This is a genomic window from Microbacterium sp. Leaf436 (genome assembly GCF_001424715.1).
GTDB lineage: Bacteria > Actinomycetota > Actinomycetes > Actinomycetales > Microbacteriaceae > Microbacterium.
On record NZ_LMRB01000004.1, the window covers coordinates 536,025 to 552,739 of the forward strand.

General features: G+C 71.4%; 15 protein-coding genes. 7 read left to right on the forward strand and 8 right to left on the reverse strand.

Features of this window, described 5'->3' with window-relative positions:
- Positions 1-7 precede the first annotated feature (7 nt).
- A complete protein-coding gene (locus ASG45_RS14870; protein ID WP_055839323.1) occupies positions 8-1,579 on the reverse strand; it encodes a xylulokinase in 1,572 nt (523 codons plus the stop codon).
- A complete protein-coding gene (locus ASG45_RS14875) occupies positions 1,576-2,292 on the reverse strand; it encodes an L-ribulose-5-phosphate 4-epimerase (RefSeq protein ID WP_055839326.1) in 717 nt (238 codons plus the stop codon). Before ASG45_RS14875 ends, ASG45_RS14870 begins: the two co-directional genes overlap by 4 nt.
- A gap of 364 nt (positions 2,293-2,656) precedes the next feature.
- Here ASG45_RS14875 and ASG45_RS14880 point away from each other — a divergent pair, with 364 nt between their 5' ends.
- Positions 2,657-3,214 (forward strand): AAA family ATPase, encoded by a 558-nt coding sequence (locus ASG45_RS14880; RefSeq protein ID WP_200934096.1) that lies wholly within the window; start codon positions 2,657-2,659, stop codon positions 3,212-3,214.
- 124 nt (positions 3,215-3,338) lie between these two features.
- Here ASG45_RS14880 and ASG45_RS14885 read toward each other — a convergent pair whose 3' ends face one another.
- The 5 genes from ASG45_RS14885 to ASG45_RS14905 form a co-directional block, all read right to left on the reverse strand.
- Positions 3,339-4,307 carry a LacI family DNA-binding transcriptional regulator gene (locus ASG45_RS14885; RefSeq protein ID WP_055839328.1) on the reverse strand — a complete coding sequence of 323 codons (969 nt, stop codon included), beginning with the start codon at positions 4,305-4,307 and terminating at the stop codon, positions 3,339-3,341.
- Positions 4,308-4,430: 123 nt separating this feature from the next.
- Positions 4,431-5,822 (reverse strand): xylulokinase, encoded by a 1,392-nt coding sequence (gene xylB, locus ASG45_RS14890; protein ID WP_055839331.1) that lies wholly within the window; start codon positions 5,820-5,822, stop codon positions 4,431-4,433.
- 531 nt (positions 5,823-6,353) lie between these two features.
- On the reverse strand, positions 6,354-7,541 hold the full coding sequence (gene xylA, locus ASG45_RS14895) for a xylose isomerase (RefSeq protein ID WP_055839334.1): 1,188 nt from the start codon (positions 7,539-7,541) through the stop codon (positions 6,354-6,356).
- A gap of 103 nt (positions 7,542-7,644) precedes the next feature.
- Positions 7,645-8,541, reverse strand: a complete 897-nt coding sequence (locus ASG45_RS14900; RefSeq protein WP_055839337.1) for a lipase family alpha/beta hydrolase — start codon at positions 8,539-8,541, stop codon at positions 7,645-7,647.
- 292 nt (positions 8,542-8,833) lie between these two features.
- Entirely contained in the window at positions 8,834-9,319 is a 486-nt protein-coding gene (locus tag ASG45_RS14905; protein ID WP_055839341.1) for a glutathione peroxidase, read from the reverse strand.
- Positions 9,320-9,447: 128 nt separating this feature from the next.
- On the opposite strand from ASG45_RS14905, the gene ASG45_RS14910 reads away from it, so the two are divergent.
- Together ASG45_RS14910 and ASG45_RS14915 are read left to right on the forward strand one after the other, a co-directional pair.
- Entirely contained in the window at positions 9,448-10,599 is a 1,152-nt protein-coding gene (locus ASG45_RS14910; protein WP_055839343.1) for an ROK family transcriptional regulator, read from the forward strand.
- Positions 10,600-10,796: 197 nt separating this feature from the next.
- The gene (locus tag ASG45_RS14915; RefSeq protein ID WP_055839344.1) at positions 10,797-12,041 is read left to right on the forward strand and encodes a D-arabinono-1,4-lactone oxidase; all 1,245 of its coding nucleotides are present in this window, start codon (positions 10,797-10,799) and stop codon (positions 12,039-12,041) included.
- A gap of 76 nt (positions 12,042-12,117) precedes the next feature.
- On the opposite strand, the gene ASG45_RS14920 is transcribed toward ASG45_RS14915, so the two are convergent.
- A complete protein-coding gene (locus ASG45_RS14920; protein WP_055839347.1) occupies positions 12,118-12,846 on the reverse strand; it encodes an SDR family oxidoreductase in 729 nt (242 codons plus the stop codon).
- Positions 12,847-13,081: 235 nt separating this feature from the next.
- On the opposite strand from ASG45_RS14920, the gene ASG45_RS14925 reads away from it, so the two are divergent.
- The 4 genes from ASG45_RS14925 to ASG45_RS14940 all read left to right on the forward strand — a co-directional run bounded on the left by ASG45_RS14925 (position 13,082) and on the right by ASG45_RS14940 (position 16,713).
- Positions 13,082-13,780 carry a nucleoside/nucleotide kinase family protein gene (locus ASG45_RS14925; protein WP_235561637.1) on the forward strand — a complete coding sequence of 233 codons (699 nt, stop codon included), beginning with the start codon at positions 13,082-13,084 and terminating at the stop codon, positions 13,778-13,780.
- On the forward strand, positions 13,777-14,553 hold the full coding sequence (locus ASG45_RS14930; protein ID WP_055839350.1) for an ATP-binding cassette domain-containing protein: 777 nt from the start codon (positions 13,777-13,779) through the stop codon (positions 14,551-14,553). Before ASG45_RS14925 ends, ASG45_RS14930 begins: the two co-directional genes overlap by 4 nt.
- Positions 14,550-15,632 (forward strand): ABC transporter permease, encoded by a 1,083-nt coding sequence (locus ASG45_RS14935; RefSeq protein ID WP_055839353.1) that lies wholly within the window; start codon positions 14,550-14,552, stop codon positions 15,630-15,632. The genes ASG45_RS14930 and ASG45_RS14935 overlap by 4 nt, the downstream gene beginning before the upstream one ends.
- Before the next feature lie 94 nt (positions 15,633-15,726).
- Positions 15,727-16,713, forward strand: coding sequence for an ABC transporter substrate-binding protein (locus tag ASG45_RS14940; protein ID WP_055839355.1), 987 nt, complete (start codon positions 15,727-15,729; stop codon positions 16,711-16,713).
- The last annotated feature ends 2 nt before the right edge of the window (positions 16,714-16,715 follow it).

Sequence of the window (16,715 nt, forward strand, 5' to 3'; positions counted from 1 at the left end):
CGGGTGATCAGAGGGATGCCACGGCGGCGGCCTCGACGGCGAGGCCTGCGCGATAGCGGTCGAGGTAGGTCGAGAAGCCGGCGACGTCGGAGGCGTCGGGCTCGGCGGTGACGATCGGCGCGTCGGCGAAGATCGCTTCGCGCAGGTACGTGTCGAGGTCGCGGCCCTGGCCGTCGACCACGTAGGCCGCGAGCACCGCGATGCCCCACGCGCCGCCCTCGGACGCCGTCTCGGCGACGGCGACGGGAGCATCGAGCGCCGCTGCGAGGAAGCGCTGTGCGACACCCGCGGTGCGGAACATGCCGCCGTGCGCATACATGCGATCGAGCTGCACCCCCTCGCCGTGGAGCACGTCCATGCCGAGCGCCAGCGTGCCGAAGACGCCGTAGAGCTGCGCGCGCATGAAGTTCGGCAGCGTCAGGCGGCTGTCGGGCGTGCGCACCACCAGCGGTCGCCCCTCGGCGAGGCCCGCGATGGGCTCACCGGCGAGGTGGTTGTACGCCAGCAGCCCGCCCGCGTCGGCTTCTCCCGACAGGGCGGCGTCGAAGAGCGCCGCGTAGGTGGCATCCGGGGTCACGGGCGTGCCCGCCGCGGCGGCGAAGGCGGTGAAGAGGTTCGCCCAGGCGGCCAGTTCGCTCGCGCCGTTGTTGCAGTGCACCATCGCGACGGCGTCGCCCGACGGGGTCGTGACGAGGTCGAGCTCGTGGTGCACCTGGCTGAGCGGACGCTCCAGCACGACCATCGCGAAGATGCTCGTGCCGGCGCTGACGTTGCCCGTGCGCGGAGCCACGGCGCCGGTGGCGACCATGCCCGTGCCGGCGTCGCCCTCGGGCGGAGCGAAGGGGATGCCAGGATGCAGGGTTCCGCTCGGGTCGAGCAGGGCCGCACCCTCGGCGGTGAGGCTGCCCGCGGAGGCTCCGGCCACGAGCGACTGCGGGAGCAGGTCGCGGAGGGCCGGCAGCCGGCCGGCGGCGAGCGCGTCGTAGCGGGCGACGAGGTCGGCGTCGTAGTCACGGGTGGCGGAGTCGATCGGGAACATGCCCGAGGCGTCGCCCACGCCGAGCACCTTCTCGCCGGTCAGCTTCCAGTGCACGTACCCGGCGAGGGTGGTGAGGAAGCGGATCTCGGGGACGTGCGGCTCGGCGTCGACGACGGCCTGGTGCAGGTGAGCGATCGACCAGCGCAGCGGGATGTTCACGCCCAGCAACTCGGTGAGTTCGGCCGCCGCGACGCCCGTGTTCGTGTTGCGCCAGGTGCGGAAGGGGGCCAGCAGCTCGCCATCCGAGTCGAACGCGAGGTAGCCGTGCATCATCGCCGAGACACCCATGGCGGCGTAGCGCTCGGGGGTGACGCCGAACTGCTGTCGGACGTTGTCGACCAGCTCGGCATAGGCGGCCTGCAGGCCCGACCACACAGCATCCAGGGAATAGGTCCACAGCTTATCGGCGTAGACGTTCTCCCACTCGTGGGAGCCGGTGGCCAGTACCTCGGCGTCGGGGCCGATGAGGCAGGCCTTGATGCGGGTGGATCCGAGTTCGATGCCGAGGGAGGCCCGGCCTTCGGTGATGGTGGTGCTCATCGGCGGTCGTCCGAGCTCTGTCCGTAGACGTTCTGGTAGCGGTTGTAGAGGGCGTCGATCTTGTCCTGCGGGATCGGGATGAGCGGGCCCGCTTCGCGCGCGATGTGCACGGTGCGGGCGACGTCTTCGAGCATGACGGCGGCCTTCACGGCATCCTTCGCGTTCGTGCCGATCGTGAAGGGACCGTGGTTCTGCATGATGACGCCGCGCGAGCGGTGCCCCCGCAGGGTGTCGACGATGCCGCGCCCGATCGAGTCGTCGCCGATGATCGCGAACGGACCGACCGGGATGGGGCCGCCGAACTCATCCGCCATCGCCGTGATGACGCACGGGATCTCTTCGCCCCGCGCAGCCCACGCGACGCCGTAGGTGGAGTGCGTGTGCACGACACCGCCGACCTCGGGCATGTTCCGGTAGACGTAGGCGTGGGCCGCGGTGTCGCTGGAGGGGCTGCGCTCACTGCCGGGAGTACCGGGGATGGCGTTTCCGTCGAGGTCGCACAGGATCATGTTCTCGGGGGCCAGGTCGTCGTACGAAACGCCGGAGGGCTTGATCACGAACAAATCGGCACCGGGGACGCGGCCCGAGACGTTGCCGCCTGTCCAGACGATGAGGTTGTAGCGCACGAGTTCGGCGTGCAGCTTCGCGACGTCGGCGCGCACGGCGTCGATCGCCTGCTGCACCTCGGGCGCGAACGGGGCGGCATCGGTCACGCGGGGTCTCCTTCGACTCGTTCGGGTGGGGCTTCGGTCGCAATGTTACCGGTAACATCGCGGCGGCGCGAGAGGTAATTCGGCGTGCGGGCGGGCGCGGCGGCGCAAGAGGTAATTCGGCGGGCGGGCGTCCGGCCGTGCGGGGCGGCGCCGCGCGGTGCGGGCGGCGCGGGGCGGCGGGGCGGTGCGGGGCGCCGGGGCGGCGGGGCGCGGTGCGGGCGGCGCGGGGCGGCGGGGCGGTGCGGGGCGCCGGGGCGGCGGGGCGCGGCGGGGCGCGGCGGGCGGGGCGGGGAGCGACGCAAGGCGACCCGGGCGCAGCGGGAAGAGCGAGCGCGAGAGACACGCAACGTCGTACGGTGGGCGGATGCTGTGCGCCACCGACCCGCTCCCCGCGCGACCTCGACGCATCGTCGTGGCGGGGGTCTCCGGTGTCGGCAAGACCACGCTGGCGCGACGGATCGCCCGCGTTCTCGGCATCCCTCACACCGAGATCGACGCGCTGTTCCACGGTCCGGAATGGGCCCCTCGTCCCGACTTCCTCGACGACGTCCGAACGCTGTCCGCCCAGACCGCGTGGGTCACGGAATGGCAGTACTCCGAAGCGCGTCCGTTGCTGACCGCACGCGCGGACCTGCTCGTGTGGCTCGACCTTCCCTTCGCGACCGTGACCCTCCCCCGGGTGATCGGGCGGACACTGCGCCGTCGCCTCCGCCGCGAGCGCCTGTGGAACGGCAACGTCGAGCCGTCGCTGCTGACGTTCTTCACCGATCGCGAGCACATCGTGCGCTGGTCGATCTCGACCCGCAACATCTACCGCGAGCGGATCCCCTCTCTGCGCGCAGACCTGCCCGTCGTGCGGTTGCGCCGCGTGAGCGACGTGGAGCGGTGGTTGGCCGGCCCGTTGTCCGACGCGTCGCGCTGAGTTCCCGGGGCCGCTCCCCGGCGTCCAGGCCGCGCAGGACGGCGCCGAGATCACACGGTCCTGCCGAGAACACCCGCTTTACGCTGGGACCTCGAAGCCGGACCCACGCCGCGCGAAGCCGCCGTCAGCGCGGAGCGGTCACCGAATCCCGCGCCACGAGCACGGGGGCCGCGGGTGCCGGGGCCGCGTCGCCGAGGACGGCGGCGACCGCGTACTCGGCCTCACCCTCGACGTCGAGGCGCACCGTGGTGAGCGCGGGCGTGTAGAACGCGGCATCCGGGTTGTCGTCGAACCCGGTCACCGAGACGTCGGCGGGAACACGCCTGCCCCGCGCGGCGAGACCGGCGATGAGACCCAACGCCATCTGGTCGTTGGCGGCCGCCACGGCGGTGGCACCTTCGGCGACCCGCGCGGCGACGGCGTCGGCTACGGCGGATCCCGAGGCGGCGCTCCAATCCCCCTCGACCCGGTCGACGATCTCGAGCCCCCGCCGGGCGGCGGCGTCGGCCACGCCCGCGGTACGAGCGAGCGCCTCGCGCCAGTCCGACGGGCCCGCGAGCTCGACGATACGGCGATGTCCGAGGTCGGCGAGATGATCCACGACGAGGGCGGCTGCGTCGCGTTGGCGGATCCCGGATTCGCCGTACAGCGGCACGATCGGCACGTCGTACCCCTCGAGAGGAGTGGCTCCGTGCGCGGCGACCAGCACGATCCCGTCGACCCCCTGATCCAGCAGGTGCCGCACGGCGGCGTCGATGTCGGCGGGGTCGTCCGAGTCGGTGTAGGCGGTCGTGATCCACCGACCGCGCGTCCGCGCGGCCCGCTCGAGCGCCGCGATGCCCGCCGAGGGACCGTGCAGAACGGCATCGGATGCCACGACCCCCACCGTCCGGGTGAGGCTCGTGCCCAGCGCCCGCGCGGCGTTGTTCACCCGGTAGTCGAGGGCGGCGACCGCGTCGAGCACGCGCTCCCGCGTCGCCGCGCGAATGCCGGGATAGCCGTTCAGCACCCTCGACACGGTCTGCGTCGACACGCCCGCGGCAGCCGCGACCTCGCGCACGCCGCTGCGCTTCGCCCCGACCTCGCCGCTCATGGTCCCTCACAGTAGCGTCGCGAGACTCCCTCGGCCGCAGCGGCGACGCGTCCACCGAGCCCATCCGCCGCGGAAAGCAGAGACCGCCGACATCCCCCTTACAAGATGTCGACGGTCCCAGGTCTACTCTGCCGCACGCAGCGCTGCGACGACGTCGTAACGTTCGCGAATCTGCGGCCGGTGATCGGTGTCGACAGCGCGCGTCGTCGCGACCGACCAGTCGACCGGTCCGCCCGCGAGCACACCCGCGGCCTGTCGCGCCGCACCGAGCGCGACGTACTCCCCCGCCGCGGGCACCACGATCTCGGCGTCGAAGACCTGTGCAGCGATCCGCGCGACACCCTCGTTCGCGGCCGCGCCGCCGATGAGCAGGATGCGCCGCACGTCGACGCCCTGCGCCTGGATGGCCTCGAGCCCCACGGCCAGACCGCTCAGCATGCCCTCGATCGCGGCGCGCGCGAAGTTCGCGCGGTTCGTGGATGCCAGGGTCAGCCCCGTCAGCGACGCCTGCGCCCGCGGAAGGTTGGGTGTGCGCTCCCCCTCGAACCACGGCACGAGCACGACGCCGTCGGCGCCCGGCGCAACCTCGAGGGCGAGCGCTCCGAGCTCGTCGTGCGTCACACCGAGCAGCCCCGCGAAGGCGTCGAGCACCCGGGCAGCGTTCAGCGTCGCCACCAGGGGCAGGAACTTGCCGGTGGCGTCCGCGAATCCGGCGACGGTGCCCGTGGTGTCGCGCGTGGGTGTGTCGGCGACGGCGAAGACGGTGCCCGAAGTGCCGAGAGAGACGACGACGTCGCCGACCCCCGCGCCCAGGCCCAGCGCTGCGCCGGCGTTGTCACCGGCGCCGGGGCCGACGAGGGCGCCGCCCGAGAGGGTTCCGGCGCTCTCCCACGGGCCGAGCACGCGCGGCAGCACGGCGTCGTGCCCGAGCGCGCGGCGGAACAGCTCGAGGTCGTACCCGTCGGCGCCCCAGTACGCGGTGCCCGAGGCGTCGGAACGGTCGGTGACGAGCTCGTCGAGCACGGCGTTGCCGGGACCGAAGCCCCGCAGACGCCAGGTCAGCCAGTCGTGCGGCAGCGCCACGGCGGCGACGCGCGCGGCGTTGTCGGGCTCGGCATCCCGCAGCCATCGCAGTTTCGTCCCGGTGAACGAGGCGACCGGCACCACGCCCGTGCGCTCGGCGTACGCGTCGGCACCGACCTCGTCGATGAGGTCGCGCGCCGCCTGCGCCGAGCGGGTGTCGTTCCACAGCAGGGCGTCGCGCACGACGCGACCCTCGGCATCGAGGGCGACCATTCCGTGCTGCTGCCCGGCGATCGAGACCGCGGCGACGTCGTCGAGACCGCCGGCCTGGGCGATGGCATCCTGGAGCGCGCTCCACCACGCCTCTGGATCGACCGCGGTGCCGGAGGGATGCGACGCGCGCCCCTCGCGCACCACGCGTCCGGTCTCGGCGTCGACGACGACGACCTTGCACGACTGCGTCGACGAATCGACTCCCATGACGAGCGCCATGCTCACCCTCTCTGCCGTCCGCACCGTCATCGGCGCGGGATGTTCGTGTGGTGTTCTCGTCGAGTGTCCACGACACCCGGATGTTCCCGGAAGGCGTCCGGGTGTTCCTCGACACGCGACGCGGATGCCGCGAGGTGCAGCTGAGTGTCCAGGAAACGCCGCGTCCACTCGGTCCGGAACGGCGTGTCCTGGACACTCAACGGGGTGATGACACGGCGGTTGGGCGGGCCGGACGGGCGGCGCCGCCGCCGGGCGGGGCGGCCGGGCGGGCAGGCCTCCCCTGGTCGAGTGTCCAAGAAACGCCGCACCCGCTCGGTGCAGAACGGCGTGTTCTGGACACTCAACGGGGTGATGACGCGGCGGTTAGGCGGGGCGACCGGGCGGCCCGGCCTCCCCCGTCGAATGTCCAGGAAACGCCCCATCCGCTCGGTCCGGAACGGCGTGTTCTGGACACTCAACGGGGTGCGACGCCGAGACCTGACCCGGGCGGGGCGTCGGGCCCGGATGCCGCGGCATCCGGGCCCGTGCCGTTCAGCGCGCGCCGAGCAGGTGCTCGGTGGCGAGCTGCTGCAGGCGGACGAAGCCGAAGCCCTTGCCGCCGAGGTACGCGTCGGTGTCGAAGTCCTCGTAGGCCGAACGGTCGGCGAGGAAGTCGTCGTAGGTCTCGCCCTCGTTCAGCGTCGGCTGAGCGAGCTCGGGGACCTTCGATGCCTCGAGCGCCGCCTGCACCTCGGGGTCGGCGCGGAAGGCCGCGGCGCGCTCCTTCAGCAGCAGGTAGGTGTTCATGTTGGCCGAGACCGAGTCCCAGACGCCCGTCTCGTCTTCGGTGCGCGAGGGCTTGTAGTCGAAGTGGCGGGGACCGTCGTAGGCGGGAACGCCGCCGGGGCCACCGTTTTCGAGCAGATCGACGAGCGCGAACGCGTTGTGCAGGTCACCGTGGCCGAAGACGAGGTCCTGGTCGTACTTGATGCCGCGCTGGCCGTTGAGGTCGATGTGGAAGAGCTTGCCGTGGTACAGCGCCTGGGCGATGCCGGCCGAGAAGTTCAGGCCCGCCATCTGCTCGTGACCGACCTCGGGGTTGACGCCCACGAGCTCGGGACGCTCGAGCGAGTCGATGAAGGCGATCGCGTGGCCGAGGGTCGGCAGCAGGATGTCGCCGCGGGGCTCGTTGGGCTTCGGCTCGATCGCGAAGCGGATGTCGTAGCCCTTGTCGGTGACGTAGTCGCCGAGCAGGTTGACGGCCTCGCGGTAGCGCTCGAGCGCCTGGCGGATGTCTTTCGCCGAGTCGTATTCGGCGCCCTCGCGGCCACCCCACATGACGAAGGTCTTCGCACCGAGTTCGGCGGCGAGGTCGAGGTTGCGCAGGACCTTGCGCAGGGCGAAGCGGCGCACATCGCGGTCGTTCGAGGTGAAGCCGCCGTCCTTGAAGACGGGGGCCGAGAACAGGTTGGTGGTGACCATCGGCGTGATGATGCCGGTGTCCTGCATCGCGCCCTTCAGGCGGTCGATCTGCTTCTGGCGCTCGGCGTCGGTGGAGCCGAAGGCGAAGAGGTCGTCGTCGTGGAAGGTGAGGCCATAGGCGCCGAGTTCGGCGAGCTTCTCGACGGCGTGCACGACGTCGAGGGCGGGGCGGGTCGGGCCGCCGAACGGGTCGGCGCCGTTGTAGCCGACGGTCCAGAGGCCGAACGAGAACTTGTCATCGCGGGTGGGGGTGGGCATTCCTGCTCCTTCGCATGGAGACGCACGAGTGCGCGGTGACGCACGGCGGGTTTGTTGGTTCTCACAACATATAACCCGGATGCCACGGCGTCCAGCGTTCCGGTCAGATTCCCAGGGCCTCGTCGACGACCGCGAACACCGCGGGGTCCCAGGTCAGCGCGCGCTCCCACGGCAGCCCGAACGCATCGGCGAAGAAGATGCTGTGCACGTCGTCGGGGAACGCGTGACGCCTCGCCTCGGGAAGCACCTCGGCGGGGATGTCGTCGGCGCGTCCGCTGCGGAGCGAGACGAGACCGTCGTGCGGCCAGAGGCGCGCCGGCTCGACCGCCGCGGCGAAGTACCCCGCGCCGATCGCGGTGACCGGGATGCCGTCGAGCACTCCCGTCTGCGCCCGATTCCACTCGCGCAGGTATCGATGGGACACCTGCTCGGCCGCGCCCTCGGAGTTCGCCGCGGCGTACGCGCGCGCCTGCAAGAGGATCGTCGTCGTCGACGGGTCGCCGTGCGCGTCGGCATCCGTGATCTCGCCCGCGACGGCATCACCGAGCACCGCGCCGTCCCACGGGGTGCCGAGGGTGATGAGCCGCTCGGCACGCGGGTCCTCGTCGCCCAGCTCGCGGATCGCGGCGCGGGCGAACAGCCCGCCCATCGAATGCCCCACGAGGTCGACGCTCGTCACCGCGTGCTCGGCGGCGAGCCGGTGCAAGAACGCGGCGAGCGCGACGCCGGCGTCGTCGATGGTGCCGACCGAGTTGATCGTCATCTCGGCGGGCAACACGACGGGCACGTCGTCGAAGCCCTGCCACCCGGCATCGGCCCGCACCTCGCCGACCCCGAGGCGGGCGGGTGCGGTGAACACCCGCAGGCCACGATCGAGAAGGTGCCGGCGCAGCGCGGTGAGCGTGTTTCCCGCGGCCAGCCCGCGGCCGGCGGCGTGATCGGGGTCGGTGTACGGCGAGACGGCCGCACCACCGGAGACGAGGACGACGGCATCGGCCATGGCGGCTCCTTCACGGGTCAGGTCCCGGTCAGGATAGGGCAGCCCTCCGACATCGACCCGCCGCGTTCTCGTGCCCCGTTCGCGATCCCCCGTCGAGTGTCCAGGGCACGCCGCGCCGCCCCGGGCGGAGACGGCGCGTTCTGGACACTCGACAGGCGGGGCACGCCGCCCTCGGTGTCACGGCTCCGGGAGGGCGCCAGCGCGTCAGGGCGTCAGCGCGTCAGCGCGTCACGGCGTCAGCGCGTCGCCGCGCCAGCGCGTCACGGCGCCAGCGCGCCAGCGCGTCAGAACGTCAGCGCGGGAGCGCCCCCTCGATCGCGGCGATGACCTCGGGGTCGTCGGGCTGGGTCCGCGGGCTGAAGCGCGCCACGCGGCCGTCGGGGGCGACGACGAACTTCTCGAAGTTCCACGAGATGCGACCGGTCTTGCCCTCGGCATCCGGGGTCGTCGTGAGCTCCTTGTACAGGGGGTGGGCGCTGCGCCCGTTGACCTTGACCTTCTCGGTCATCGGGAAGGTGACGCCCCACGTCGCCGAGCAGTACTGCTCGATCTTCTCGCTGTCGCTGAGCTCCTGCAGGAACTGGTTGCTCGGGAAGCCGATCACGGTGAATCCGCGCTCGGCGTAGCGCTTGTGCAGCGCCTCGAGGATCTCGTACTGCCCCGCGAGCCCGCAGCGCGAGGCGACGTTGACCACGAGCGCCGCCTTGCCGTCGGTGAGCGCGCCGAAGGTCGTCTCTTCGCCCTGGAGGGTGGTGATGGGGATGCCGGAAAGGTCCATGCTCCGATCCTGGCACCGCTAGCTAGGCCCGGGGTGGGAACATCGCCTCTTCACGGCAAGCGGCGCAGGCCCCGCACGGGACACCGACGCGCAGGGGCCGAGCGCTCGGCGCATGGCACAGTGGTCGCATGGTCACCGCGGGCACTCGGGGCGACGGCATGCGCCGCGCCAATCTCTCGCTCGTGCTGCGAACCGTGCACCGCGAGGGCCCGCGCTCGCGCGCCGCGCTGACCGAGGCCACCGGACTGAACCGCTCCACGATCGCCGACCTCGTCGGAGAACTGCAGCGCGGGGGGCTCGTGATCGAGCGGGCGTCCGATACTCAGGGTCGCGTGGGCCGCCCCTCACCGATCGTCGCCCCCGACCCCCGCGTCGTGGCCGTGGCGGCCAACCCCGAGGTCGACGCGCTCGACCTCGCGGCGATCGCCCTCGACGGCACGATCCTCGTGCGCGAACGCCTCGACCAACGGGCGCTGCTCACCCCCGAACGCACCGCCGAGATCATCGCCGAGCGGCTGGCGGCCTGGCGTCGCGACCCCCTCGCCGACGCCCGGATCACCGGGGTGGGCGTCGCCGTGCCGGGACCGGTGCGGGCCTCCGACGGACTCGTGCGCGAAGCCCCGCACCTCGGATGGATCGACGCCCCGCTCTCGCAGTTGGTGACGGATGCCACGGCCCTCCCCGCCCACGTCGGCAACGACGCCGCCCTCGGCGCACTCGCCGAGTACCTCTTCGGTGCCGCGCGCGGAGCGCACGACGTCGTCTACCTCAACGGGGGCGCGAGCGGTATCGGCGGCGCCGTGATCGTCGGGGGCACCCCCCTCGGCGGAGCGGGAGGCTACGCGGGAGAATTCGGGCAGAACCGCCCCGGCATCGTCGACATCGCCGACCGGCGGGCGGCCGACGGCGTGCTCGAAGACGAGGTGAGCCGGGCCCACCTGCTCGCCGCCGCGGCGCTCGACGGCGGCGACGACGCCGCCCTCGCCCGTGCTCTGGCATCCCTTCCCGACGTCTCCGAGGTGGATCGCCAACGGCGCATCCTCGCCACGGCCCTGGCGAACGCCGCCAACGTGCTGAACCCGGCTGTGATCGTGCTGGGCGGGTTCCTCGCCGTGCTCGCGGCGCGCGACCTGGCCGGACTCGACGCGGCCGTGCGGGCGCAGACCATCCCCGCGTGCGCCGAGGGTCTGCGCCTCGCCGTTGCGGAGCTCGGCGAGGACCGCCTGCTGGTGGGCGCCGCCGAGGCGGTGTTCGAGGCCGCGCTGTTCCCGGCGCGCTGAGCCGGGGCGGCTGAGCGCTGAGGCGGCGCGGGGCGGGACGAGCGGAGGGCCAGGGACGAACGGAGGGCCGCCGCGCCGGATTCGCCCTCCGCTGGTCCCCGACCCTCCCCTCCACACCACCGCCGCACTCGCACGCGCCCCACCCGAATGTCGGTGGTGCGGGGCAGGATAGGGACATCCACGCGAGGAGAGCACTGATGCAGACACGACCCCCCGGCGCCACCTGGTCGGGCAACCACCGCTACCGTGCCGCCGAGACACTGCTGCCCGGTGACCTCGACGAGCTCGCCGAGGTACTGACCTCGGCCGACGCGGTGCGTGTGCAGGCGACGCGTCACACGTTCAACGACGTGGGCGACACCGACGGCGTGCTCGTCTCGCTCGAGCAGCTGCCCGTGCGCATCGAGATCGACGGGGACCGCGCGCGCGTCGAGGGACTGGTCACCTTCGCCGAGCTCGCCCCGGTGCTCGAGGCCGAGGGTCGCGCCCTGCACAACCTCGGCTCGCTGCCCCACATCTCCGTGGCCGGCGCCACCGCGACGGGCACGCACGGCTCGGGCCTCCGCAACGGCAACCTGTCGAGCGCGGTCCGCGCCGTCGACGTCATGGATGCCGACGGCCAGACGCACCACATCGACCAGACGCACGAGTGGTTCGCCGCCGCGGCGCTCGGCATCGGCGCGTTCGGCGTGATCACCGCCGTCGAGCTGCAGACCGAACCGTCGTACACGGTGACGCAGCAGGCGTACACCGGCGTGGCGTGGGACGACATCGTGGGCGACCCCGAGCGCGTGTTCGGCGGCTCACGCAGCGTCAGCGTCTTCACGACGTGGGGCGACCCGGCGCACGATCTGGTGTGGGCCAAGAGCGACGACGGCGCACCGGACTGGGTGGAGGCGCTCGGGGGCCGCCCCGTCGGCGACGACATCCACCTGGGACGCATCCGCACCGTCGACAACACCACTCCGCGCGGCACACCGGGTCCGTGGCACACGCGCCTGCCGCACTTCCGCGCCGACGCCCTGCCGAGCGACGGCGATGAGATCCAGTCCGAGTACTTCGTGCCGATGGCCTCCGCCCGCGATGCGCTCGCGGCGGTGCGTGCCATCGCCCCCGCGTTCGCCGCGCAGTTGCTCGTCTCCGAGCTGCGCACGGTCGCCGCCGACGAACTGTGGCTGAGCCCCGCGTATCAGCGCGACGTGATCGCCATCCACTTCACCTGGCGCAACGACACCGACGGGGTCCTCGCGGTGCTCCCGCACATCGAGGCCGCCCTCGCGCCGTTCGACGTGCGTCCGCACTGGGGAAAGGCGTTCACCATGCCCGGCGAGGCCGTGCGGGCGAGCCTCGCCCGGATCGACGATTTCACCGCCGCGGCACATCGGGCCGACCCCCGCGGCGTCTTCCGCAACAACTTCCTGCGGCGGACGCTCGGCCTGTAGCCCGGCGCACCGCCCACCGCACGACAGACCGCGGAACGGCGTCGCCCACCGCGACGCCGCCCCGTGGCATCCGGGATCAGCGGCTGGAGTAGCCGCCGTCGATCGGCAGCGAGACGCCCGAGATCATGCCGGCGCCGTCGCTGAGGAGGAACACGATGGGGGCCGCGATGTCGTCTTCGGTGGCCCACTTGTGCAGGGGCATCGCGTCGAGGAACGGGCCCTCGATGTCGGGGCGCCCCCAGTACCAGGCCGACATCGGCGTCATCACGACGGTCGGGTTGACGCTGTTGACGCGGATGCCGTAGCCGCCCAGCTCGAGGGCGGAGACGCGCGTGATGTTGTCGAGTGCCGCCTTCGACGAGCCGTACGAGATGTGGCCGGTGAGGGCGACGAGGCTCGCCTGGCTCGAGACGTTGACGATGGCGCCGCCCTTGCCGACGCGGATCATCTCGCGCGAGGCGTACTTGGTGACCAGCAGCGAGCCGCGGGCGTTGATGCTCATGACCCTGTCGAACACGTCGATGTCGGTCTCCATGGGGGTGGCGATCTCGCCGCCCCATCCGCCGCAGTTGACGACGCCGTAGAGGTCGCGTCCCTCGATCGCGGCGCGGATCTCGTCCTCCGACTCGAGGTCGAACACGACGGGCTCGGCGCCGGTCTCTTCGGCGATGGCGGCGACGCTGTCGGCCGTGCGACCGGCGGCGAGCACGGTCGCACCGGCGGCGACGAGGTGGCGGACGGTGGTGCCGCCGATACCGCCACCGGCGCCGGTGACGAGAATGGTGCGGTCGGAGAATTCGCTCATGGGCGGGGCTCTTTCGGGTTCACGATGTCGGGGGCGACGTCGATGTCGCCGCGGCCCATGATAACCACAGAATCACGCGGATGACTTCGGTGTCATGACGAATTGATCACGGGTGTTGACACCGGTGTCATCACGGGCTTACCGTAACCGGAGTTCGACCGGCGGCCTCCCGCCGGACCCGCTTCACCGACGCAGCACTCCGATGTGCGGCGTCGCCCGGAAGGACCACACCGCTGTGACCCACACCTCGGATAACGCCGCGACGGCCGCCGCCGTCACCGTGCACCTCGACGACCTCGTCGCCCGTGCCCGGAACCTCGCGGCGACCGGCGAGCGCCGCGTGCTGGGACTGGCGGGCACCCCTGGCGCGGGCAAGTCGACGGTGAGCGATGCGCTGCTCTCCGCCCTCGGATCCGACGCGGTCCTGGTGGGGATGGACGGCTTCCATCTCGCCAACGAGGAGCTCGAGCGCCTCGGTCGCCGCGACCGCAAGGGCGCCCCCGACACGTTCGACGTCGAGGGCTACGTCGCCCTGCTCGATCGCCTCCGCGCCGGCCACGCCGTCTACGCCCCGCGCTTCGACCGCGGCCTCGAGGAGTCCATCGGCTCGGCGGTGCTCGTGCCCGCCGACGTCCCCCTCGTCATCACCGAGGGCAACTACCTGCTGCACGACGACTTCGGGTGGGATGCCGTGGCATCCCGTCTCGACGAAGTCTGGTTCCTCGACATCGAGGCCGACACCCGCCGCGAACGTCTCGTCGCACGCCGCCTGTCCCACGACCATCCCCACGACGACGCCGTCGCCTGGGTCCGCGACGTCGACGAGGCCAACGCTCTCGTCGTCGAGCGCGGGCGCCACCGCGCCGATCTCGTCATCACCGTCTCCGACGCCCCCGCCGGGGGCGTCGGCCACCACGAAGGAGCTGCCTCATGAGCACCACCACGACCGTGCCCGTGCTGCAGGCGCGGGGTCTGTCGCGTCAGTTCGGATCCGTCCGCGCCCTGCACAACGTCGACTTCGAGGTCTACCCCGGAGAGGTCACCGCCCTCATCGGCGACAACGGCGCCGGCAAGTCGACGCTCGTGAAGGCCCTGTCCGGCAACCTCGCCACCGACGAGGGCGAGATCCGCTTCGACGGCACCCCGATCGACATGTCGAACCCCCAGGTCGCCTCGGGCCTGGGAATCGAGACGGTCTACCAGGACCTCGCGCTCGCCCCGCACCTCGACCCGGTGCAGAACATGTACCTCGGCCGCGAACTCCGCCGCCCCGGCCTCGCCGGAGCCCTCGGGTTCATGAAGACCAAGGACATGGCCGTCGCCTCCCGCGCCGCGTTCGACGAACTCGGCGCCACCGTGCGCTCGCTCACCTCGCCCGTCGGTGAGATGTCGGGCGGACAGCGTCAGGCCATCGCGATCGCCCGCGCCGTGCACTGGGCGTCGCGCGTCGTCTTCCTCGACGAGCCCACCGCCGCCCTCGGCGTGCGTCAGACGAAGAACGTGCTCGAGACGATCCGCCGTGTGCGGGACAAGGGCATCGCCGTGGTCTTCATCTCGCACTCGATGCCGCACGTCATCGACGTCAGCGACCGCATCCAGGTGCTGCGCCTCGGTACCCGCGTCGCCAACATCAAGGCCGCGGACACCTCCATGGAAGAACTCGTCGGACTCATGACCGGCGCCGTCACGAAGGACGACCAGAAGTGAGCACGCAGACGCCTCCCACCGAGACGGTGGCCATCGGCACCTTCGACAACCACAAGACGAACCCGATCAAGGCCGTCCTGCGCACGCAGGCGTTCCAGATCCTGCTGGTACTGCTGGCCATCATCATCGTCTTCAGCATCCTGGCTCCCGAGTCGTTCGCCCAGTGGTCGAACTTCCGCCTCATCATCCAGAACGCCTCGATCCTCGCCGTGCTCGCGGTCGGCATGACCTACGTCATCATCACCGCCGGCATCGATCTCTCCGTCGGATCGGTGCTCGTGTTCTCGGGTGTCGTCTCGGCGCTCGTGATGCGGGCCCTGGGCGGCGAAGGCTGGGGCGTCGCCACCGTCGGCATCATCGTCTCGATCCTCAGCGGCGTCTGCTGGGGGCTGCTGAACGGCTTCCTCATCGCCAAGGCGAAGATCCCGCCGCTCATCGTGACGCTCGGCTCGCTCGGCATGGCCCTGGGCCTCGCTCAGATCCTCACCGGCGGCGTCGACGTGCGCGACGTGCCCACCGTGCTGACGGTCTCGATCGGGTACGGCAACGTGTTCGGCAGCGTCCCGATCATCAGCGTGATCGCCCTGGTCGTCGTCATCATCGGCGCCATCGTGCTGCACTACACGCGCTTCGGCCTCTACACGCTGGCCGTCGGCTCGAGCGAGATCGCAGCACGCCGGGTCGGCGTGAAGGTCGACGCGCAGCTGATCAAGATCTACACGATCTCGGGCGCCCTGGCCGGGCTCGGCGGCATCCTCTCGCTGTCGCAGTTCTCGACCACCGCCATCGCGGGTCAGACCCAGACCAACCTGAACGTCATCGCCGCCGTCGTGATCGGTGGCACGTCGCTCTTCGGCGGCGTCGGAACGATCATGGGCACGGTCGTGGGTCTGTTCATCCCCGCGGTGCTGCAGAACGGCTTCGTCATCACCGGTGTGCAGCCCTTCTGGCAGCAGGTCGCGGTGGGCGCGGTGCTGATCACCGCCGTCTACGTCGACCAGGTGCGCCGCACCGCCGCCACCCGAGGCAACTCGCAGGGCCTCTGGCGCAAGTTCATCAGCGGAGGTCGGCGCGGCTGAGCCGCGGCGGCACCCCTGCTCCCTTTCCCCTCGAACCCCACCCCACCAAGAAGAACCCGACACAGGACAACCCGAAAAAAGAATGGTGATCACAATGAAGTGGAACAAGAAGGCGACCGCACTGACGGTCTTCGGTATGGCAGCGACGCTCACCCTCGCGGGGTGTTCGGGCGGAGCCGCCTCGGGCGGCGCGTCGGCCGGTGCCGACGGGTACAAGATCGCGTTCGTGCAGGGCGTCGCCGGAGACGAGTTCTACATCTCCATGCAGTGCGGCATCCAGGCCGAGGCCGAGAAGGAAGGCGCCACGGTCACGACCCAGGGCCCCGAGAAGTTCGACCCCACCCTGCAGAAGCCCATCGTCGACGCCGTCGTCGCCTCCCAGCCCGACGCGCTGCTCATCGCCCCCACCGACGTGTCCGCGATGCAGGCCCCCATCGCCGCCGCCGAAGCCGCCGGGATCAAGGTCGTCCTGGTCGACACCACGCTCGAGGACCCCTCCGGTGCCGTGTCGCAGATCTCGTCCGACAACGAAGGCGGCGGTGCCGCAGCGTTCGAAGCGATCCAGAAGGCCAACCCGAACGGCGGCAAGGTGCTCGTCGTGTCGACCGACCCCGGTGTCTCCACCACCGACGCCCGCGCCCAGGGCTTCGAAGACGCCGTCGCCAAGGACAGCAAGTTCGAGTCGGTGGGTGTGCAGTACTCGCACAACGAGCCCTCCACCGCCGCCGAGATCGTCACCGCCGCGCTGCAGAAGGACCCCGACATCGTCGGCATCTTCGCCGCGAACCTGTTCGCCGCCGAAGGCTCCGCCACCGGTGTCCAGCAGGCCGGCAAGCAGGGATCGATCACCATCGTCGGCTTCGACGCCGGCCCCGCCCAGGTGAAGGCCCTCGAAGCCGGCACCGTCCAGGCCCTGGTCGCCCAGGAGCCCGCCACCATCGGCTCCGACGGCGTGAAGCAGGCCATCGCCGCGCTCAAGGGCGAGGCGACGGAGGAGAAGATCCAGACCGGCTTCACCATCCTCACCAAGGACAACATCACCACCGACGGCGCCGACGCCGTCTACAAGTCCAGCTGCTGACA